Annotated in this window: 15 protein-coding genes; 5 read left to right on the top strand and 10 right to left on the bottom strand. The window is 66.8% G+C overall.

The window, feature by feature from the left end; all coding sequences use genetic code 11:
• Positions 1-20 precede the first annotated feature (20 nt).
• Both B0E47_RS07360 and B0E47_RS07355 read right to left on the bottom strand, forming a co-directional pair.
• Positions 21-1,841 carry a sulfotransferase gene (locus B0E47_RS07360; RefSeq protein ID WP_168171029.1) on the bottom strand — a complete coding sequence of 607 codons (1,821 nt, stop codon included), beginning with the start codon at positions 1,839-1,841 and terminating at the stop codon, positions 21-23.
• A gap of 317 nt (positions 1,842-2,158) precedes the next feature.
• Positions 2,159-2,764, bottom strand: a complete 606-nt coding sequence (locus B0E47_RS07355; protein WP_254422852.1) for a TetR/AcrR family transcriptional regulator — start codon at positions 2,762-2,764, stop codon at positions 2,159-2,161.
• A gap of 314 nt (positions 2,765-3,078) precedes the next feature.
• Between B0E47_RS07355 and B0E47_RS07350 the strand changes: the two genes are divergently transcribed.
• Both B0E47_RS07350 and B0E47_RS07345 read left to right on the top strand, forming a co-directional pair.
• Positions 3,079-3,738: a protein-L-isoaspartate O-methyltransferase gene (locus tag B0E47_RS07350; RefSeq protein ID WP_077513361.1), complete on the top strand. Its 660-nt coding sequence runs from the start codon at positions 3,079-3,081 to the stop codon at positions 3,736-3,738.
• Between the two features lie 33 nt (positions 3,739-3,771).
• Entirely contained in the window at positions 3,772-5,193 is a 1,422-nt protein-coding gene (locus B0E47_RS07345; RefSeq protein ID WP_077513360.1) for a TolC family outer membrane protein, read from the top strand.
• A 19-nt stretch (positions 5,194-5,212) separates the two neighbouring features.
• On the opposite strand, the gene waaA is transcribed toward B0E47_RS07345, so the two are convergent.
• Positions 5,213-6,478 carry a lipid IV(A) 3-deoxy-D-manno-octulosonic acid transferase gene (gene waaA / locus B0E47_RS07340; RefSeq protein ID WP_077513394.1) on the bottom strand — a complete coding sequence of 422 codons (1,266 nt, stop codon included), beginning with the start codon at positions 6,476-6,478 and terminating at the stop codon, positions 5,213-5,215.
• Between the two features lie 94 nt (positions 6,479-6,572).
• On the opposite strand from waaA, the gene lpxL reads away from it, so the two are divergent.
• On the top strand, positions 6,573-7,490 hold the full coding sequence (gene lpxL, locus B0E47_RS07335) for an LpxL/LpxP family Kdo(2)-lipid IV(A) lauroyl/palmitoleoyl acyltransferase (protein WP_254422851.1): 918 nt from the start codon (positions 6,573-6,575) through the stop codon (positions 7,488-7,490).
• Here lpxL and B0E47_RS07330 read toward each other — a convergent pair.
• The 4 genes from B0E47_RS07330 to B0E47_RS07315 all read right to left on the bottom strand — a co-directional run bounded on the left by B0E47_RS07330 (position 7,484) and on the right by B0E47_RS07315 (position 11,072).
• Positions 7,484-8,257, bottom strand: coding sequence for a glycosyltransferase family 2 protein (locus B0E47_RS07330; RefSeq protein WP_077513358.1), 774 nt, complete (start codon positions 8,255-8,257; stop codon positions 7,484-7,486). The two genes, lpxL and B0E47_RS07330, sit on opposite strands and share 7 nt — an antisense overlap.
• Positions 8,247-9,578, bottom strand: coding sequence for an O-antigen ligase family protein (locus B0E47_RS07325; protein WP_077513357.1), 1,332 nt, complete (start codon positions 9,576-9,578; stop codon positions 8,247-8,249). The genes B0E47_RS07330 and B0E47_RS07325 overlap by 11 nt, the downstream gene beginning before the upstream one ends.
• 72 nt (positions 9,579-9,650) lie before the next feature.
• Positions 9,651-10,784 carry a glycosyltransferase gene (locus tag B0E47_RS07320; RefSeq protein WP_077513356.1) on the bottom strand — a complete coding sequence of 378 codons (1,134 nt, stop codon included), beginning with the start codon at positions 10,782-10,784 and terminating at the stop codon, positions 9,651-9,653.
• Between the two features lie 78 nt (positions 10,785-10,862).
• A complete protein-coding gene (locus B0E47_RS07315; protein WP_077513355.1) occupies positions 10,863-11,072 on the bottom strand; it encodes a zinc-finger domain-containing protein in 210 nt (69 codons plus the stop codon).
• Positions 11,073-11,278: 206 nt separating this feature from the next.
• Between B0E47_RS07315 and B0E47_RS07310 the strand changes: the two genes are divergently transcribed.
• Positions 11,279-12,541 (top strand): Yip1 family protein, encoded by a 1,263-nt coding sequence (locus tag B0E47_RS07310; RefSeq protein ID WP_077513354.1) that lies wholly within the window; start codon positions 11,279-11,281, stop codon positions 12,539-12,541.
• Between the two features lie 65 nt (positions 12,542-12,606).
• On the opposite strand, the gene B0E47_RS07305 is transcribed toward B0E47_RS07310, so the two are convergent.
• Positions 12,607-13,200 (bottom strand): YceI family protein, encoded by a 594-nt coding sequence (locus B0E47_RS07305; RefSeq protein WP_077513353.1) that lies wholly within the window; start codon positions 13,198-13,200, stop codon positions 12,607-12,609.
• Between the two features lie 253 nt (positions 13,201-13,453).
• On the opposite strand from B0E47_RS07305, the gene B0E47_RS07300 reads away from it, so the two are divergent.
• Positions 13,454-14,443 (top strand): mitochondrial fission ELM1 family protein, encoded by a 990-nt coding sequence (locus tag B0E47_RS07300; RefSeq protein ID WP_077513352.1) that lies wholly within the window; start codon positions 13,454-13,456, stop codon positions 14,441-14,443.
• A 45-nt stretch (positions 14,444-14,488) separates the two neighbouring features.
• On the opposite strand, the gene B0E47_RS07295 is transcribed toward B0E47_RS07300, so the two are convergent.
• Together B0E47_RS07295 and glnE are read right to left on the bottom strand one after the other, a co-directional pair.
• Complete coding sequence (locus tag B0E47_RS07295; protein ID WP_077513351.1) at positions 14,489-17,509, bottom strand: ligand-binding sensor domain-containing diguanylate cyclase; 3,021 nt, start codon at positions 17,507-17,509, stop codon at positions 14,489-14,491.
• A gap of 95 nt (positions 17,510-17,604) precedes the next feature.
• Complete coding sequence (gene glnE, locus B0E47_RS07290) at positions 17,605-20,478, bottom strand: bifunctional [glutamate--ammonia ligase]-adenylyl-L-tyrosine phosphorylase/[glutamate--ammonia-ligase] adenylyltransferase (protein ID WP_077513350.1); 2,874 nt, start codon at positions 20,476-20,478, stop codon at positions 17,605-17,607.
• Between the last annotated feature and the right edge of the window lie 29 nt (positions 20,479-20,507).

The raw sequence follows: 20,507 nt of genomic DNA, 5'->3' as shown, positions 1-20,507 counted from the left end.
CCCCGGCGGGGAACGTGCCCTCAGCTTCCCGCGAACTGCTCGGCGCGATCTCGCGTGGCCTGCAAGGCCGGCAACACTTCGTCGATCAGATCGGCGTGGCGGCGCCATTTGTCCGCCGCCGGCTCGGACACGGTATAGCGCGACAGCGGCAGTGCCATGTCCAGGGGGCGATCCCACGGCAGGTCGAGGCTTTTGCACAACCGCGCCACCTCGTCGGCGGGGTTCGCGAGGAACGTATCGTAATGCACGACCTGGCAGCGCCCGGCAGGCAAGGCGCTCAGGTCATCCAGCAGGGTTTGCGTGGTGATCTCCCATTGCGCGGCCACGATCTGCTGCAGCGAGCGACCGTTCAACTCGCGCCAGCCCGGTACCAGCAGCATCGACCAGGGCAGGCCTTTCCAGCCAGGAAGATCCGCATAGGTGCGGAAGCGGCCCGATTGCCAGGCCTCGATCATGCTGCTGAGCGTCTGCCGCGGGTCGCGATACAGGTAGACGAATCGCGCCTGGGGAAATGCCTCGGCCAGGAACGGCACCCGCAACGCATTCTTGGGCGTCTTTTCAAGTACGCGCACCGGCGCGCCCGTCGGCGCCGCGCCATCGCGATCGCGCAGCTCGGCCCACATGCGCTGGCGCAATTCCCTTACCACGGCCGGTGTCGCCGCACTGGCCGGCAACCGGTTGGACGCGTAGCCGAGCAGGCCGGGATTCAGCGCCGCCATGTCCTCGATCAGGGCGTGGCTTTCCCTGCCGATGGTGTACAGGCCGCGCGCCTGTGTCAGTGTCTCGAACAGCAGGGTCGAGCCCGATCGGGGCGAGGACACGATGAAAACCGGACGATCGAATTCCGGGTCGTACTGGCTCGATGCCACGGCTCCCCTGGGTAGGGGGCGCGTTTCGCGCGCACCGAAATCCTGGTCGCGGTCAGCCAGCGCAACGTCCAGGATGCCCGCCCGCAAACCGTTCATGAACTGCGCTCCGCAAGCGAGCTGCAACGGGGCAGCCGCCTGGGTCATCTGCTGACGAAACTCGTCCAGCGCCCTGCGGTAGTCCGGCCACCCACGGCGATCGGGACCGTACTGCGCCCACAGCGCCTGCCAGGCGAACGCGAAGCGCGATATGACGGTCCGCACGACGGGAATCTGTGGGTGCGGACGCACGTCGCTGAGCAGGAACATCAGGTGCTCGCGTATCTCCCAGGGCGTCATCACCTGCGGTACGTTGACCGATTCGTACATCAGGTCCGACGTCGCCTCCGACTTCGGCGCCACGGGTTCCGCCCGCCAATCCTGGAAGTTGCCGTGCCCGGGCGCCCGGCCATTCCTGACCAGCTGCCAGAACGGATCACTGCCCACGCTGTCGGCGACCAGGTGAATCCTCTCGTCGTCATCGCCGTTCACGACGCGGTGGCTGAGCCACGTGTTGAAGATCCAGCACTCGCCCGCCGCCATGTTGACGTCGGCGTCGCCACAGAAGAAACGCACATTGGGCTTGGTACGGATCGGCACGTGCACGCGCACCCGCTCACGCCAGTAGTAACTGAGATCCGTATGCGGGGTAACTTCGGCGTGGCCGCTGAGCTTCATCAGGCGCGTACGTCCCCACACCGCGCCAAGTCGATGGAGCACTTGCATCAGGTATGGGCACTCCGCGAGCGCAGGGGTCGGCCGCATCGGGCCGGCAACCGCATCGCTGGCCGGATCGCCATGGACCGAGATCAGTGGCAACGCGTAGTTGCCGGGAAATTTTTGCGGGTGGTCGATCCACCGATCCGGCCCCAGTGCTTCGACTTCGGCGAGCAGACGGGCGGCGTCGAACTGCACCGGAAGTTGCACAAAAGGCACGTGAAGCTTCATCGGATGACCTTACGTCCCGGATGGGGCGCGGAAGCGCACCAGAAATCCTGCGGCAAAGTCTCGCACACCGGGTAGCTTCGCATGGACTGGCGACGCGCGTGGCGGCAACGCCGAAGCGAACGGGATCTCCGCCGCAGGACCCGACCGGCCATCACGACATCACGGCGACAGCGGCACCAACGATCCGGGCTGGACACGTTCACGCGTCCGGCGTGCCTCGATGAACAGGCGATGCCGCTCGCGCGCCATTGCGCGCACGGGGAATTCCGGCGGCAATCGCATGGAAGGGCAATGCTTCGCAGTTCTCAGTGCGCGCGCGGCAGGAAGGCACGCAGGAACGTGCTCACACCGGCACGCGCCGTGGCCTCGATTTCCTTCAGATAGCTTTCGGGACAGCTGGTGCACCCGAACATCTGCCGCATCATCAGGTTGCCCTTGATCAAGGTGAGAAACTGCATGCTGGCCCGCGGCACGTCCTCGATCTCAAGTTGACCGGCGTTCACTGCCTGTTGCAGCAGGCGCTCCATCAGCCCGTGGGTACGCGTCGCGCCTTCCTCCCAGATCAGCTTGCCGTAGCGCGGGTTGCCCTGGCGACAGTCGCTGAGGATCGCGCGGAAGGTACCCACGGTCTCGGCGTTGCAATCCAGATGGGCATGGGTCAGCGCCACCCGCAGCAGGGTCTCGCGGATATCGGTCTGCCGCTCGAAACGGTAGGTTTCCTCCGGCAGCAGGTCCTGGATGCGCGAGCGGATCACTTCGCGGAACAGGTTGTCCTTGTCGCCGAAATGGCTGTAGACGGTGAGCTTGGACACGCCGGCATCGGCGGCGATAGCGTCCATGCTGGTACCGGCGAACGCATTGCTGATGAACAGCGCCTTCGCTGCCGCCAGGATCGCTGCGCGCTTTTCCATGTCCTTTGGTCGACCAGGTCCCTGGGCTCTGATTGGCGCGCTGGTACTCATGCCTCCACCTTCACAAACAGAAATATGGGCTTTATTATACGCCACGGTTCATTTATTTGCCATGCGGGTGCCACTCCGGCCGCCCGCGCGCCCGTGCACACATCCGCAAAGGGTGACTTCCGTCAGCCTCAGGCGATGACTTCCGGCACTTCGTGGACTGCTCTGCAGCCGGCAGGCTAGACCTCAAGCGCACATGTCATTGTGGGACCGGGTGGCAACGCTTATCCTTCTGGGTCTTTTTGGTGAGTACGGAACACGGGCAGATGGCGATGAATTTCGAGCAGGCGCGGGTGAACATGGTGGAAAACCAGGTGCGCCCGTGGGAGGTGCTGGACGGCCGCGTGCTCGACGTGATCGCCCGCGTGCGTCGCGAGGATTACGTGGCGCCGGAGCACCGGCAACTGGCTTTCGCCGACCTCTGCCTGCCGATCGGCCACGGCGAGGTGATGATGAAGCCGGTGGTGGAGGGGCGCGTGCTGCAGGCGCTTGCCTTGCAACCGACCGATCACGTACTGGAAATCGGTACCGGTTCGGGTTACCTAAGCGCGTGTTTGGCCACTATGTCGGCGCACCTGACCAGCGTGGACATCCATGCCGAATTCACCGCCGGCGCCACGCAGCGCCTGCACGACGCGGGCATCGCCAATGCCACCCTGATCACCGGCGAAGCAGTCAACGCCTGGCAACCGGACGCGTTGTTCGATGTCCTCGTGGTGACCGGCGCGGTGGCGGAGATTCCGACGCGCTGGCTCGGCTGGCTCAAGCCGGGCGCGCGCGCATTGATCGTGCACGGCCAGTCGCCCGTGCAGCACGCCACCTTGCTGACCCGGGAAGACGCCGACGGCTGCCGCGAAGAGATCCTGTTCGAAACCGACCTGCCCTACCTGATTCACGCCGAACCCGCCCCACGGTTCGTTTTCTGAATTCCGCTCCCATCGATCGACACGAGGCATCCCATGCGTTTGAAGCTGCTCACCCTGGCCCTGGCCCTGGCCGCCGTCTCGCTGCCCAGCCATGGTGAGGACCTGCTGGACGCCTATCGCGACGCCCGCGCCAACGACCCCGTATTGGCGCAAGCGGATGCCACCCGGCTGGCCACCGGCGAAGGCGTGCCGCAGGCGCGCGCGCTGCTGTTGCCGCAGATCAACGCCTCGCTCTCGTTGTCGCAGACCAACAACGGGCAGAGCGCGCTTGACCAGAGCGGCTTCGGAACCGGCACGGACAATTTTCTGTGCAGTGGCATCGCCGCCGGCACCGGCAACTACGACTGCGTTGGTCCGCTGACGTCGAGCGGCGTGCAAGGGGATACCGGGCATGTGCGTACGCGCAGCATCAACGGCACGCTCAGCCAGACCATTTTCGATTTCAGCAAGTACGCCAACCTGAAGGCCGCGCATTCGGCCGCCGACGCGCAGGACGCGACCTACCAGGCCGCATTGCAGGGCCTCCTGGTGCGCGTGACCGCCGCCTATTTCACGGTCCTGAACGACGAGGACCAGTTGACCTTCGCCAAGGCCAATGAAGACGCCTTCAAGCGCCAGTACGACCAGGCCGACCAGCAGTACAAGGTCGGTCTCTCGGCGATCACCAACGTCTATCAGGCCAAGGCCTTTTACGAAAACGCCAGGACGCAGACGATCGCCGCGCAGAACACCCTCGACAACGACAAGGAGGCGCTGCGCGTGATCACCGGCAAGCCGATCGGCGAGCTCAAGAAACTGCGCGACGACCTGCCGCTGCAGCCGCCGGCGCCCAACGACCCGGATGACTGGGTCAAGCAGGCGGTGCAGAACAATCCCACCCTGCAGGCGCAGAAAGACAATGTGGCGGCCGCCGAGCACAACATCACCGTGGCACGTTCCGGCCACCTGCCCACCATCACCGCCAGCGTGAACTACGGCAAGAGCAGCAGCTGGTACCAGAACCCGATCGGCGATCCTTCCAGCCGGCCTGCGTCGACCACGATCGGGCTGACCCTGAACGTGCCGATCTTCTCCGGCGGCGCCACCCAGTCCCGCGTGCGCCAGTCGATCTATCAGCGCGACGCGGCAACCGACGCCATGGAACTGCAGCGGCGCCAGGTGGTGCAGAACACGCTCAATTTCTACCGCTCGGTGCTGGCCGGCATCTCGCAGGTGGAGTCGAGCAAGGCTTCGGTGGAATCGGGTCAGAAGGCGCTGGAAGCCACCCGCGCGGGCTTCGAGGTCGGCACGCAGACCTTCACCGATGTGTTGCTGGCGATCCAGACCCTGACCCAGTCCGAGAGCACCTACTCGCAGGCGCGCCACCAGTTCATCCTGAACAAGCTGCTGCTGCAGCAGGCCGCCGGCACGGCCGACTTCAAGGATATCCAGGGAATCAACGCGCTGTTGCAGTAAACCGCGGCAGGTCGGCGGGTCATTCCTGCAACAACGCATCGATCAGTTGCATGACCCGCTGCACCGCGCCGCGTTCGCGTTCGAAAACCCGCTGCGCCGCCTCGCCCATCTGCTCGCGCCGGGCACCATCGAGCAGCAGACGCAGCACGTCCGGGCCGAGATGCGCGGCATCCGGCACCACCTCGGCGCCGCCCTGCTCGATCAGGCTGCGGGTGATCTCCTCGAAATTGAAGGTGTGCGGCCCCACCAGGACCGGCACCGACAGTGCCGCGGGCTCCAGCACGTTGTGGCCGCCGATCGGCACCAGGCTGCCGCCCACGAAGGCCACGTCGCTGCCGGCGAAGAACGGCATCAGCTGGCCCATCGCGTCGATCACGCAAACCTGGTGTGCGGCCGTCGGCACGCCGTCGACGCTGCGCGTGGCAACCCTGAATCCAAGGCCGCGCACCGCATGTTCGACCATGCGGAACCGCTCGGGATGGCGCGGCGCCAGCAGCAGCAGCGCGTCAGGCAATCGCCGCAGTACCTGGAGGTGCGCCTCGAGCGCCGCGAGCTCCTCGCCCTCGTGGGTGCTGGCGGCCATCCAGACTGGTCGTCGCTCGCCCCAGCGCGCGCGCATGGCCGCGCCATCGGCCCGCGCCGCTTCGGGTATCGGCATGTCGAACTTCATGTTGCCGCTGACCAGGATCTTCTTCGGGTCGGCCCCCAGCAGGCGGTAGCGCGCCGCATCGGTGCGCGATTGCGCCGCAATCCGGTCCACGCAGCGCAACGCTGAACGCAGCAGGCTTCGCAACGGCTTGTAGCCGCGCATTGAGCGCTCCGACAACCGCGCATTGACGATCATCAGCGGAATGCCGCGCCGCCGACAGGCAAAATAGAGGTTCGGCCAGATCTCGGTTTCCACGATCAGCGCCAGTCGCGGACGGATCCGGTTCATGAACCGGCGCACCGCGAACGGCAGGTCATACGGCAGGTACACATGGAACACGCTGTCGCCGAACAACTGCTGCACCCGGGCCGTGCCGGTCGGGGTGACAGTGGTGATCACCAGCGGCGCCTCGGGATAGTCATGCTGCAAGGCCTTGATCAACGGCTCGGCGGCATTCACCTCGCCCACCGACACCGCGTGCACCCACAGGCTGCCGCGAATGTCGGGCGCCTTGAAGAATCCAAAGCGCTCGGGCCAGCGCCAGTGGTACGGCCGCGAACGCAACCCGCGCGCGAGCAGGCGCAGCACCAGCAACGGCGTGGCCAGGAACATGGCGAGGGTGTACAGAAAACGCAACGACGGATCCTTGCAGGCAACGCGGGAGTATAGCGAGAGCCAGCGCGGCAAACCCGCGCGCGGACAGCCCGCTACAATGCCGGCGATGCCCGGCATGCCCCGCCCCGACTTCACCCGCGCCCTGCTCGCGCCGCGCCATTGGCCGGCATGGCTGGGTGCGGCCTCGATCTGGCTGATCGCACGCTTGCCGCCGGCCGCGATGCGATGGCTCGGCCGTTGCCTCGGCGCACTGGTGCTGCGCATACCTTCGGCGCGACGACGCATTGCCGCCGCCAATATCGCGCTCTGCTTCCCCGAGCTCGATGCCACGGAGCGCAATGCGCTGGTCGACGCCAACTTGCGCGACATCGGCCAGATGCTGGTGGAGTTCGCGCTGGGCTGGATGGCCAGCGACCGCCGCATGGCCGCGATCGCCACCCGCATCGAAGGGCTCGAACACCTCGAGCAGGCACGCGCCCTGGGCAAGGGCGTGTTGCTGGTGGGCGGCCATTTCTCGCACCTGGAACTGTGCGCGCGGCTGGTCTCGCAGCGTATCCGCATCGCCGGCATGTACCGACGGATGGATTCGAGCGTGTTCGAATGGGTGGTGCTGCGTGCACGACTGCACTATGCCGCGGCGATGTTCGACAAGGACGACATCCGCGGCACCGTGAAATACCTGCGCGGCGGCGGCACGCTGTGGTACGCCCCGGATCAGGACATGCGCAGCAAGGATACCGTGTTCGTGCCGTTCTTCGGCGTACCCGCGGCGACCATCACCGCCACCCACCACCTGGCGCGGATGTCCGGCGCAGTGGTGATTCCATTCTTCCATCGACGCCTGCCCGACGGGCAGGGTTACGTACTGCGCCTCGCCGCGCCGCTGCAGGATTTTCCCGGCGACGACGTGCTGGACGATACCGCCAGGGTCAACGTCTGCATCGAACAGATGGTGCGCGAGGCACCCGGGCAATACCTGTGGGTGCACAAGCGCTTCAAGACCCGGCCACCGGGGCAGCCGTCCGTTTACTGATCGGGTTCGGCCCGATCCGCCTCGCGCCGGCGCGCTTCGTACAACTTGGCGTATTTCAGGAAGGCGTAGAAGGCGTGGATCCGCGCGGCGATGAACCCGGCCCAGCCCGCGCGCCAATGCCCGCGCAGCAGGTAGTAACGCGCGAACGCGACCATCGGGTAGGCGACCATGCGCAGACGCAAGCAGGGCACGGCGCGCTGATCCAGGTCGGCCAGTTGCAGGCTGGAGTAGCGATTGGCCTTGACCACGCGGCCGGCGATATCGGGCTCGCCGTAATGATCGATGATGATGTCGAGTACGCCGATCGGGCCATCGACCTGCACCGACTCGTGTACTTCATGCCCGCTCATCCGCGCACGCTGCCGGTCGAACAGTCGCACATAGTGGTTGAGCCGGGTGCGCGGCGACTGCCAGCGCCAGAACTGCCACTCGCGCCGCCACAGTTGGTAACCGGCGTGGACCGGCGACGCCAGTGCCTGTCGCAGCAGCGTGGCTGCGCCGGCCGGCAGCGACTCGTCCGAATCCAGCAATAGCACCCAGCGGTGGCTGGCCAGGTCGATCGCCGCCTGCTTCTGCGCGCTGTAGCCGGCGAATGGCTGCGTGTGGACGCTCGCGTGGTAGTGCGCCGCGATGGCGAGGGTCGCATCGGTCGAACCGGAGTCCAGCACCACCAACTCGTCGGCCCAGGCCACGCTGCGCAGGCAGGCGTCGAGCGTGTCGACGCTGTTGAACGTGGTCACCACCACCGACAGCGGTTCAGGCGCCATCACGCGCCTCGCGGAGGGAAGCTTCTTTGAGGAGTCCGGCAGGGATGCCGGTTTCTGCTGTGCCGGCAGGGACGCCGGCCACAAATAGACTGGCGCACCACAGGCCGAGCAGCCACGCAAACAGCAGGCCCCACCACGCCGAGTAGAACGCCAGGTGCGAATTCAGCGGAAACAGCATCACGCCCAGCGCCAGCGTGACGGGGAAGGCGCGTGACCGTGCCGCCACACCCACCCGTCGCCATGCCCGCCAGCCCCAGGCCACCGCGACCAGCCACAGCAGCAGGCCGAGCGCGCCGGTTCCGGTGAGGATCTCCAGCACCAACTGGTGCGGATGGCAGGCACCCTCGCCCACGCCACAGGCCTCGTCGGAAACCACGAAGTGGTCGTTTGCCGGTGCGTAGTGGGGATACGCGTAGCGGAAGTCGCGCACGCCAACGCCATTGATCGGATGCGCCGCGATCATCCTGACGCTGGCATGCCAGATGTCGAGCCGGCCACTGAGCGCCGTATCCACCGCTTGATCGGTGCCATGCAACACCAGCAGGGTGCGCGTCATCCGATCCTGGAATCGCACCGAGCTTTTCCAGGCGATCCCGCCAGCCAGCCCGAGCAATGCCGCGGCCACGGCACAGCAAAGCACGAAACGCCGCGTCGACCGGGCTTCGCGCCAGGCGAAACCCAGCAGCACCAGCACGTAACACAACCAGGCCGAGCGCGAACCGGCCAGCAGCACCGGCCCCAGCACCAGTACGCTGGCCAGCAGCAGGCCGGGTCGCCCCCAGCGCTGCCGCGCCGCCCACAGCGCGAACGGCGACAACACCGCCAGGGTCGGCCCCAGCTTCAGGTTGTGCGCGCCGAAGATGCCGGAGATGCGCTCGGCGTCGGGATGCCCGCCGAGACTCCAGCCGGTGAATGCCTGCAGCCACGCGTCGGCACACCACAGGGCGAGCACCGCGGCCACGGCCACGTACAGCGCGTGCAGCTTGCGCTCCCGGCGTATCGCGAAACACGCATACAACCCCAGCGGCACATAGCGCAGCAGCGCGGCCACCGTGCCCCAGCTCTTGCCGGGCCGGATCGCATCGACAGCGGAAAACAGCGCCGCCGCCACATAGGCCGCCAGCAACCACAGCAGCAATTGCGCGCCGGGGTGCTGGCGCAGGGCATGCGGATCGCGCGCGAACAGCATGATGACGCCAAGCAGGCACAGGAAAGTACCCAGCTCGGCACTGCGGCCGAACGGCAGCAGCGCGATCACCAGCCAGAACGGCAGCAGGGGCGAACGCAACGCGTCCTTGAGCGAGGCGGTGAGGGAATTCATGCAGGAACCGGAGCAAAGGCGTTGCCGCATTGTAGGCGAGCGCGAGCCCCGACGAGCTGCGCGAACACCCGCTCACTCCTGCAGCTGGCTGACTTCCTCGTAAAGCGCCAGTGTTGTCTGCTGCATGTCGCTCAGGCGGTAACTCTGCAGTGGCGCGATGGGCGGTGCTACGCGCAACAATTCGGCGGCGCGCTCCACCAGCCGCTCGCGATCGCCCAGTGGTACCCGGCCAGCGGGGTACAGTTCGGCCAGCAACTCGCCGACGCCGCCGTGGGCATAGCCCAGTACCGGCCGGCACAGCGACAGCGCCTCGACCACGGTGCGTCCGAACGACTCGGGCCTGGTCGACAGCTGCAGCACCAGCGCCGAGACCGCGTAGATGTCGCGAATGTCGTCGCGCGGCGGCGACAACACGACCTGCGAGGTGACGCCGCGCAGCCGGATCAGCTCCTGCAGCTCGGCCACGTAGGCTTCCCGACCTGGCTCGATCACGCCAAGCAGCAGCAGGCGCGCCTCGATGCCGCGGCGCTTGAGGTCCGCCAGCAGCTCGATCGCATCGTGATGACCCTTCAGCCGCGTGCCGCGTGCGGGCATGGTCAGCAGCGGCGCGCCGTTCAATGCGGGGAACTCGGCGAAGAACGCTTTCTGCCAGGCGTCGTCCGGCCGATGTCCGTAGGGGAATGCTTCCGGGTCGATGCCGCGCGGAATCACCCGCACCCGGGACGGCTCCAGCCAGCGGTAGTGGCTCAGCACGTAATCGCGCAGGGTCTGCGAAACCACCACGACGCGTTCGCCGCGCAGCATGATCGAACTGTAGCGTCCCGGCGAATTGAAGCCGTGCACCGTGGTGACGAAATGCGGCCGCGGCCGGATGCCCTTCAGTGCCCCCCAGCCGATCCACGCCGGCAGCCGTGAGCGGGCATGCACGATGTCGGGCTTGAGCTCGCGCAGCACCCGACGCAACGCGCCGATCCGGCCGAGCGTGCGCAACGACTTGCTCCCCAGATCCAGCGTGATGTGCTCGCTGCCCTCGGCCAGCAGCTGCCCGACCAGGCGGCCACCGCCCGAAATCACCACCGAGCGATGCCCGGCCTGTACCAGCGCCCTGGCGATCTCCAGCGCCGAACGCTCCGCGCCACCGGAATGCAGCGCGGGGATCAGCTGGATCACGGTCAGCAGCTTGGTGGGCACGGCGATGCTGGACATGAGCTCAGGACTGGCGGCTTTCATGGCAAAGATAAAGCAAAAAAAGTGCCACCACTGACCTCCGCGGCGCTCCCGCGCTCAGTCGCGCAAGACGTAACGCGCGCCACAGTAGGCGCAGGTTGATTCGCCGCCATCGTCGACGATCGGCAGGTACACCTTGGGATGCGAATTCCACAGTGCCATGCCGGGCATCGGGCAGGACAGCGGCAGGTCGCCCCGCGTCACTTCGTAACGATTTTCGGCATTTGCCGGCACCAGGGGCACCGTCGCGGCTAGAGGGGACGACATCGGCGGACTCCGGACTGGACAGCAGGCTGCAAATGGTAGCAGGCTGGCGGCCGCTGTCGGGGGAGCTGAGCCGGGCAAGGGGAAATCGCCATCAGGTTCGGCCGACGCGTTGACGCACGGCTTGTCATGCAACTCATGCAACGAGGAAATCATCCACGGCCCGGCGCCTTGCGCCGGATTCACGGCACCCGATCGAGGAACAGACCATGGATTCCGCAAACATCATTGCACGCGCAAAAAACATCCTGAGCACACCCCAGACCGAGTGGCCCGTCGCGGCGGCCGAGCCGGCCACGGTCAGTGGCCTCTATACCGGCTATATCGCGATCGTGGCGGCATTGCCGGTGATTGCCCAGTTCATCAAGGGCAGCCTGATTGGAACCAGCTTCCTGGGTGTCACCGTACGCAGTTCCATCGGCGTCGGCATCGGTCGGATGATCCTGAGCTACATCCTGTCGCTGGTGCTGGTCTATGTGATGGCATGGATCATCAATGCACTGGCCGGGACCTTCGGCGCACAGGCAAACCTGGTGCAGGCGCTGAAGACTGTCGCCTATTCATGGACCGCGGCATGGATCGCCGGCATCGGGGTGATCGTGCCCTGGCTCGGCCTCCTGATCCTGCTTGCCGGTGGCATCTACAGCATCTATCTGCTGTACCTGGGCCTGCCGCATACCATGAAGTGTCCGCCGGAAAAGGCAGCCGGCTATACCGCGGTGAGCGTGATCATCGCGATCGTGCTCGGCTGGGTGATCAGCCTGATCGTCGGCCTTCTGTTCGTCGGAGCCATGGGCGGGGCGGCGCTCAGTGGCATGCAGGTCACCAGCAGCACCGGCGACAGCGTGACCATCGACGGCAACAGCACCCTGGCCAAGCTTGCGGCGATGGGCCAGAAGGCCGACCAGGCCAGCAAGGACATGGAGGCGGCGCAGAAGTCGGGCGATAGCGCCGCACAATCGGCGGCGATGGGCAAGATGATGGGCGCGATGTCGGGCAGCAACGGTCCGGTCGAGGCATTGGCGCCCGACCAGATCAAGGCGTTCCTGCCGGACAGCCTGGGCAGCCTCAAGCGCACCAGCATCTCGGCCGAGCGCAACGGCGCCATGGGCATGCAAGTGTCCCAGGCCAGCGCCGAATACGCCGGCACCGACAACCAGAGAATCACCCTGGAAGTCGCCGATACCGGCGGTGCCAAGGGCTTCATCGCGATGGCTGCCGCGATGGCGCCGGAAGAGGAGAAGCAGACCGACCACGGCTACGAGAAGACCTACAGCGCCGGTGGCAACCTGGTGCATGAGGAATGGGACAGCCAGTCCAAATCCGGCGAATACAGCGTGATCGTCGGCAAGCGCTTCACGGTCAAGGCCAACGGCAACGCCGACAGCATCGATGTGTTGAAGCAGGCGGTGGGCAGCATTGACCTGGGCAAGCTGGAGTCAATGAAAGAAGCCGGCGTGAAATCCGAATAACGCGGTCGGACAACCTTTCAAGCCGATGAAAACCGCGCCGCTATCGGCGCGGTTTTTTGCGGCATCTATTGCGCGGCATCCGCCTTGGGCACCGAGCCTTCGGTGGTGATGCGGACATGCACCTCGTCGCTGACCTTCGGCACATAGGCACCGACGCCAAAATCCGAGCGCTTCAACGTTGCCGTGGCATCGAAGCCGATCGACTGCGCCTTGTTCATCGGGTGCGGGCCGATCTTGTTGAGGGTGGCATCCAGCACGACGCTGCGGGTCACGCCATGCACGCTGAGATCGCCGGTGACCTTGAAATGGTGGTCGCCCAGCGGCTGCACCTTGCGGCTCTTGAACGTGATCACCGGATATTTCGCGGCATCGAAAAAGTCCGGCTTCTTCAGGTGCTCGTCCAGCGCCGGCACGTGCGTGTCGAGTTTTGCCAGCGGCAAGGTGATCTCGACACTGGACTGCGCCGGATGCTGCTCGTCGAACACCACCGTACCCTCGCCCAGGCCGATGTCGGCGGTGGGATTGGAGTAGCCGAAGTGGTTCCAGCTGAACAGCACCATGGTGTGGTTGGGATCGAGCTTGTAGGTCACCGGTACGGCCTGCACCGACGTCGCGGCGGACAGCAGGGCGGCAAGGGCGAGATATTTCAATGGGGACATGGCGGGATCTCTGGGGGGATGGAAACACCGGGCGCCGCCCAACCTCGGCCGCTGCCCGGGCGAAAGAATCGCGGGCGCCGGCGAGTGGAGCCGCGGGCACCGCAACACATGTCGTTCATCGGTATCCTGCGCAAATCTTGTACCGACATCGACTTCACGTTGTGCCAGTGTATAGCGGGCGCCGGCGCACGGGCGTCAAGGTGAGGGAACGCAGTGTGTTGACTGGCGAAACAATCTCGCGACACGCTTGCCCATGCTGACCCCGCGTGGCGAATGCTGGGTGATCACCGACGCCTCGGCGGGCAACCAGCGCCAGGCGCTGGCGCTGGCCGAACAGCTGCAGATGCCAAGCCGCCACCTGCTGCTGGAACCGCGGGCCCCGTGGTCATGGCTGGCGCCACGGCTGACCCTGGGCGGGCAACTCGCCCTGCCCGCCAGCCAGCGGGCATGGTTTGCGCCACCGTGGCCGGCAGTGGCGATCGGCTGCGGTCGCGCCGCTGCCCTGTTCACCCGCATGCTGCGCCCATTGTCGGCAGGTCGCTGCCATACCGTGCAGATCCTTGATCCGCGCCTCGATCCCGGGTTGTGGGACACCGTGATTGCGCCACGACACGACGGCCTCGAAGGCGGCAACGTGCTGCGACCGCTCGGATCGCTGAATCCGGTGGACAGTGAATGGCTGGCCGACGGCCGCGACGCCTGCCCCGAATTCGACGGACTGCCACGGCCACGCGTTGGCGTACTGCTCGGAGGCACACGTCACGGCATCGCGCTGGATGCCGACTACGCCCGCGACCTGGCCGGGCATCTGCTCGAACGCCAGCGCAACGAGGGTGGCAGCCTGCTGGTGCTGACTTCGCGGCGAACGCCCGCAGTCCTGATCGAGACCTTTCGTCCCTTGCTCAAGGGTGTTCCCGGCCTGCTCTGGACTGGTCGCGACGACGGCCCCAACCCATACCCGGGCGTGCTCGGCTGGGCCGATCGCCTGGTAGTCACGCCCGACTCGGTGAACATGCTGTCCGAGGCCTGCGCCGTCGGCTGCCCGGTGCTGACGTTCGTGAACGCACCGCTGCCCGAAAAAATCCTGCGCTTCCATCAGGCACTGCGGGAAGCGGGCCTGCTGCACGATATCGACTCGCCGCTCCTCGCTGCGCAGACTCGCTTGCGGGAAACCGCGCAAATCGCCAGCCTGGTTCGCGCCAGGATACTTGCTGCGACAACCCGGAGTACCGTGGATCGATAACGCGATCTTGACGTCGCCCTCTCCTGCGGAATGCTCCCGGACGACTCACGAACCCGCCCGCATCCACTGCAGCTGGCCCGAGGCCAGCAAAGCATCCAGCTGCGGCGCAAACGGGGTCCGCAGAACGTCGGCCGACAGCGGTGCACTGGCCAGCAGCCCCATGCACTGGTTGCGCCCGAGGTGCTTGGCCTTGTACAGCGCAAGGTCGGCCAATTCGAGCGCTGCATCGAAAGTTGCCCTGTCGACCCGGGTGGCCAGGGGATGCATGCTGAAACCGATCGAGCAGGTAAGCCGGATCACGCCGCCGCGACCATCCCTGAAGGTTCTTGCCGCGATGTCGCAACGCAGCCGTTCGGCAATGACCAGCACACCGGGCGCATCGACATCCTGCAGCAGCAGCAGAAATTCCTCGCCACCCCAACGCACGGTGACGTCGCTGTCGCGCCGCAACGCCGCCAGTTCGCTGCCCAGCTCGCGCAGCACCGAATCGCCTACCGCATGGCCGTACTCATCGTTGATGTGCTTGAAATGATCGATATCGATCTGCAACACGCCGATGCAGGCATCGCCTGACAATACCGCTGGCAACTGCGCCATCAGGTAACGCCGGTTGTGCAGCGCGGTGAGGGTATCGGTATGGCTCTCCTCGGCCAGCGCGAGGTTGGTGACGCGCAGGCGTTCGAGCGCCCGCGAGAGTTCCCCGGTGCGCTGCTCGACCTGCGCCTCCAGCCACGCATTGCGCCGACGCTGCCTGCGCATGCTCCAGCGAACCAGCAGGAAGAGCAGCAGGCACAGCAGCACCAGTCCTGCGGCACGCACGACAACGCGCTCATACCAGCGCGGCAGGATCCGGATGACGACGCTTGCCTCGGTCCCGTACCCGGTGGCGCCCGGCAGGGTGGCGGCGACGCGAAAACGATAGTCCCCCGCCGGCAGATGGGTGTAGAAAGCCTCGCGCCGCAGGTCCGCGTTCTGCCAACCGGTGTCGTAACCTTCCAGCTGGTAACGAAACCGCACGGTGCCGATGCGCAGGTAGGGCGCGGTGTAATGGACGGTCAGGTCGCGCGTGCCCTGGTCCAGCTCGAACGAACGCCCGAAGAACGATTTGCCATCGTGCTCGACAGCGACCACGGTGGCCGGCGGAGCCGTCGGCAGGGCGCCGAGGGCGCGCGTATCGACCCCAACGATGCCATCGGTAGTGCTGTACCAGATGACATCACCATCGATCGCGCTGCGCGCACTGGCGCCGCCGTTGCAGCAACGCTGGCCGTTCACGCTGGTGGCGCGTTGCTCACCGGCAAGCCGTTGCGGCGAGACGGCGCGCGCGGGCGACCCCGGCACGGGCAGCTGGGCGAGCGGCAGTCGCCATGCGCCCGCCGCCGAACTGGCATAGAGCGCCTCGCCCAGCACGTCGAAGGTCCAGACGTTGTCGCTGGGCAGGCCATCCGCCTGGCTGGTCATGCGCAGGCGCCCGTTCTCCACGACGCCGATGCCGGCATCGCTGGTGGCCACCCCGAGCAGACCGGGTTTCAACATGGCCACGCGGGTCACGAAGTGCCCGCGCAGCGGTTTCGCCCACGACGGCTCCGTCAACTTGCCATCGCGCAGTTCGCGCACGCCATCCTCGGTCCCCAGGTACAGGTGATCCAGCGCCAGCGGCAGGATCGAGCGGATGATGGCGGCGGCCGTCGAGGCATCCGGATCCGCACGACTCAAGGTACCCTGGCGCCAGCGGTACAAGCCGCCGGACGTGCCGATCCAGAAATCACCGGCAGCGACTTCGCGGATGTCGTCGATGCGCCAGCTGCTCAGCGCGGACAAGGCCTTCGGGGTAACGTCGCGGCCCTGGTCGAACACGGCGATACCCGCGCGCGTACCCACCCACAGCCGGTTTTCCCGGTCGTAATACAGCTCATACGCCGACGGGTCGGGCAACGCACTTCCCGGGATCAGCGTGCGTACGCTCTTGCCATCGAAGACCTCCACGTCGGAATTGGTACCGAACACGATCGCTCCGTCCGGCGCCCGCAGCACGCTCCACACCAGCGGGTCGACCACCCCGTCGCGCGTCGACACGCGCCGCGTCCAGCCATTCCAGACCCGGTACAGGCCGTGCGTGTGCGTGCCCAGCCACAAGCTGCCGCCGCGATCCTCGAACAGCGCCCGCACCCACGGACGTTGCGTGATGTCCTCGTCGGCCACCCGTTCCAGTCGGCCATCCGGCAAGTATCGATACAACGCATCCACGGTACCGATCCACAGCACGCCATGGCGGTCGGTGAGCAGGCTCTCGATCGACACGGCTCGCAATCCGTCGCCCAATCCGGCTGGCGCAAGCTGATCGCCACCCACCCGCATCAACCCGGCCTGGGTGCCCAGCCACACCTGGCTACCCTGTCTGGCCAGGTGTCTGACAACCATGCGCTGGTGCTGCGCCTGGCTGGCATCGATGCAGGTCATCGGCGCAGACTGGACGCTGCCATCACGGCGGCAAACGCGCCCGATACCGCCGATCCACAGCATCCTGCCATCACGCAGTAGGCTGAAAGCCGGCCCGGCATAGCCGTCCAGCGCGACGATCCTGCCGTCCTGCACGCGCTTCAAGCCGTCCGAGGTGGCCAGCAGGGGCGTGCCGTCGCCCGCATCGATGATCGCGTTGACCGCGGCGCCGCCCAGCAGGGTGAAACGGCCATCGTGTTCGTGCAACAGGCCATGGGCACCGCCGAACCAGACTCCGCCCTTTGGATCGGCCCACGCCACGGCGAGCATGCTGGTGTCGACACCGGTGGCGGCCCGGTCATACGTGACAAAGCGCGCACCGTCGAAACGGGCCACCGCGGCCTGGGTATTGACCCAGAGAAACCCGGCCCGATCCTCGGTCATGTCGAGGACGGTGATCTGCGGCAGGCCTTCTTCGACACTCCAGTGATCGAGAGCATAGGAGTGAAAGGGCTGCTGCGGATTCATCGCGACAGCCGCCGGCACCGCCAGCAGGCACGCCATCAACCCGAGCACCACCTCGAGCATGGCGCGTGCCGAACCCTTCCTTGTCGTGTGGTAAGTCATCCCGCTGCTACCGCCCCGTCCCCCGACTTCGTCCGATCTTGCCTGCCGGCATGGTTCCGTTCAAGCGCCGCCGGACAGGTGTCAGCGCGGCTGGTTCAGCCCGATGACGCGGCCGGGCCGTCGCCGGGGGCAAACCTGAGGCCCAGCGCTTCGGTGATCGCGCGTACCTGATCGCACAATTGTTCCAATGATTCGTCGCGAGGCGCGATCCGGGAACGCAGGTCAAGCGTGCAGGCCAATGCGCGCTGCAGCAGATCGGCATGGGCGGTGGCCAGGGTTGCGGCCTGCCGGTCGTCGAGCAGGCCGGCGCTGCGACATGCCTCGATCAAGCCGGCATTGGCGGTGACCCCGAGCAGGCCGGGATGACGCGCCGCATGCGCCAGCGCCAGTCCCTGCAGCGCAAACTCGATATCGAGCAGACCGCCCTGCCCCTGCTTCAGATCAAACTGGCCGGGATCGGAGCGGTCGCGCTCGGCGCGCCAGCGCCGGCGCATGCTGCTGACCTCGGCCAGCACGGTGGCATGTTCGCGCGCGCCGGAGAGAATGGTCCGGCGCACGTCCGACAAATTCCGGTTGAGCACCGGATCACCGGCCACCGGGCGGGCGCGCAGCAAGGCCTGGTGCTCCCACGTCCAGGCGCGGCTCTGCTGATAGGCAACGAATGCATCGACACTGCTGACCAGCAGGCCCTTGGAGCCGTCCGGCCGCAGGCGCGTGTCGACTTCGTACAAGCGGCCGGCGCGGGTCAGCACGGTCAGCCAGTTCATCACCCGCTGGGCCAGCCGCTGATAAAAGCGAAAACCGTCCAGTGGCCGCGCGCCGTCGCTGATCGCCTGTGCACGCTGACCGTCGTAGACAAAGACCAGATCCAGATCGGAGGCGAAGCCAAGCTCTTCGCCGCCGAGGCTGCCGTAGCCGAGCACGGCGAAGCCGGAACCCGCGCCGGGCAGCCGCCCGTGCCGTGCAATCAGGTCGCGTTCGGCCAGCGCCAGCACCGCACCCACCACCGACTCGGCCAGTGCGGCCAGGCGGCGTGAAGTGGCCACCGCATCGACGCGACCGTCGTTGAAAGCGAGCCCGAGCCGGAACGCCGTGGATGACCTGAACTCGGTGATCCGCTCCAGTTCGGCTTCGGCGTCGCGCTCGTCCAGCGTGCCCAGCACGCGCGCGATCTCGGCCGCAATGTCGGCGCGCCGGAACGGCAACTGGTCGATGCGCGGATCGAGCACGTCGTCCAGCAGCAATGGTTGCGCGATCACGCGCTCGGCCAGGAAGGCACTGTCGGCGAACAGGCGCACCAGGCGTCGACGTGCAGCGGGTTGCTCGTCCAGCAAGGCCAGGTAGGAGGAACGTCGCGCCACGGCCTGCATCAGGCGGCACAGCCGCAGCAGACTCGGCACCGGCGCCGGGGTGGCGCGCGCCGCGCCCAGCAGTCGCGGCACCAGCCGGTCCAGCCGCTCGCGCGAGCGCGCGGACATCGCGCGCACGGCCGCGGCTTGCGGCAGCTTCAGCAAGGCATCGACCAACTCCGCCGCGGGCACGAAACCGGATGCCTCCAGGGTGGCCACGTCGAGCGCCTCGTCGCAGGCCAGCTCCCACAAGCGCACGTCCGCGGCAGGCGCGCTGACCGCCCGGCCTTGCTCCGGCATCAGCACCGCGGCGAATTCCTCGCTGACGGTCGCGCGATGCGCGGCAAGTGCCTGGTTCAACATGTCCCAGTCCGGATGATCCAGACTCAGCGCGATGCGTTCGCGGCTGAGCGCATCGTCCGGAATATCGTGGGTCTGCGCGTCGCGAAGCATCTGCACGCGGTTCTCGACCCGGCGCAGCAAGGCATACGCCTCACGCAGGCGCCGCGCGCGCTGGGCGCCGATGTGCCCGCGCGCCTCGCAGGCGGCGAGCGCCGGCAGCAGGCCGCGCACGCGCAGCGACGGCTCGCGGCCGCCGCGGATCAGCTGCACCAGCTGCACGACGAATTCGATCTCGCGGATGCCGCCGGGGCCGAGCTTGAGGTTGTCGGCCAGATCCTTGCGCGCCACTTCGGCATCGATCAGCGCCTTCATCTCGCGCAGTCCGGCGAAGGCGGTGTAATCGAGATACTTGCGGTAGACGAACGGGCGCAGCAGATCCTGCAGCTGCTTGCCAGCCGCCTGGTCGCCTGCCACCGGGCGCGCCTTGATCCAGGCGTAGCGCTCCCAGTCGCGCCCCTCGCTCTGGTAGTACTGCTCCATCGCGGCGAACGACAGCGCCAGTCGGCCGGCGTTGCCGAACGGGCGCAGGCGCATGTCGACGCGGGCACAGATGCCATCCATGGTCGGCTCGTTCAGCAGCCGCACCAGCTGGCGACCGAGTCGCACGAAATATTCGCTGTTGTCGAGCACGCGCGTGCCATCGCTCTGGCCGCCTTGCGGATAGGCGAATACCAGGTCGATGTCGGAAGAAAAATTGAGCTCGCTGCCGCCGAGTTTGCCGAAACCGATCACCAGCAGCCGCTGCAGCGCGCCATCCATGCCACGACTGTGGCCATAGCGCGTGGCCATCGCATCGGTGGCCCAGTCCAGCGCCCTGGCCAGCAGCGACTCGTACAGCACGCTGGTGGCCGAGAGGGTTTCCGGCAGCTCGTCCAGTCCATTGACGTCGCGAAACACCAGCCGCAACGCCTCGGCATGACGGAAGCGGCGCAGCGCCGCCATGCAGCCGGCCTCGTCTTGCGGCAGTTTCAGGGCGTCGATGCGCGCACCGGCATCGGCCCCGGAGCGCAATCGCTCCAGCCCGGCCGGCGCCAGCAGTTGCGGCTGGCGGCACCACACATCGAACGCGAAATCGCTGGCCAGCAAGGTGCGGCGGATCCGTTCGGCCACGCCGGCATCGTCATGCAGCGGCACGCCGGCGGCACGGCAACGCGCCACCAGTTCGCGGTAGCGGTCGTCGATCAGCGCGCGCAGCGTGGCGGATTCGGGCAGGGCCATCCGGCCATTGTGCCGCAGTGCGTCCGCGC

The organism is Rhodanobacter sp. B05 (genome assembly GCF_002001085.1).
Taxonomy (GTDB): Bacteria; Pseudomonadota; Gammaproteobacteria; order Xanthomonadales; family Rhodanobacteraceae; genus Rhodanobacter.
Note: the sequence above shows the minus strand (reverse complement) of the source record. Positions and strands in the feature narration are given on the sequence as shown.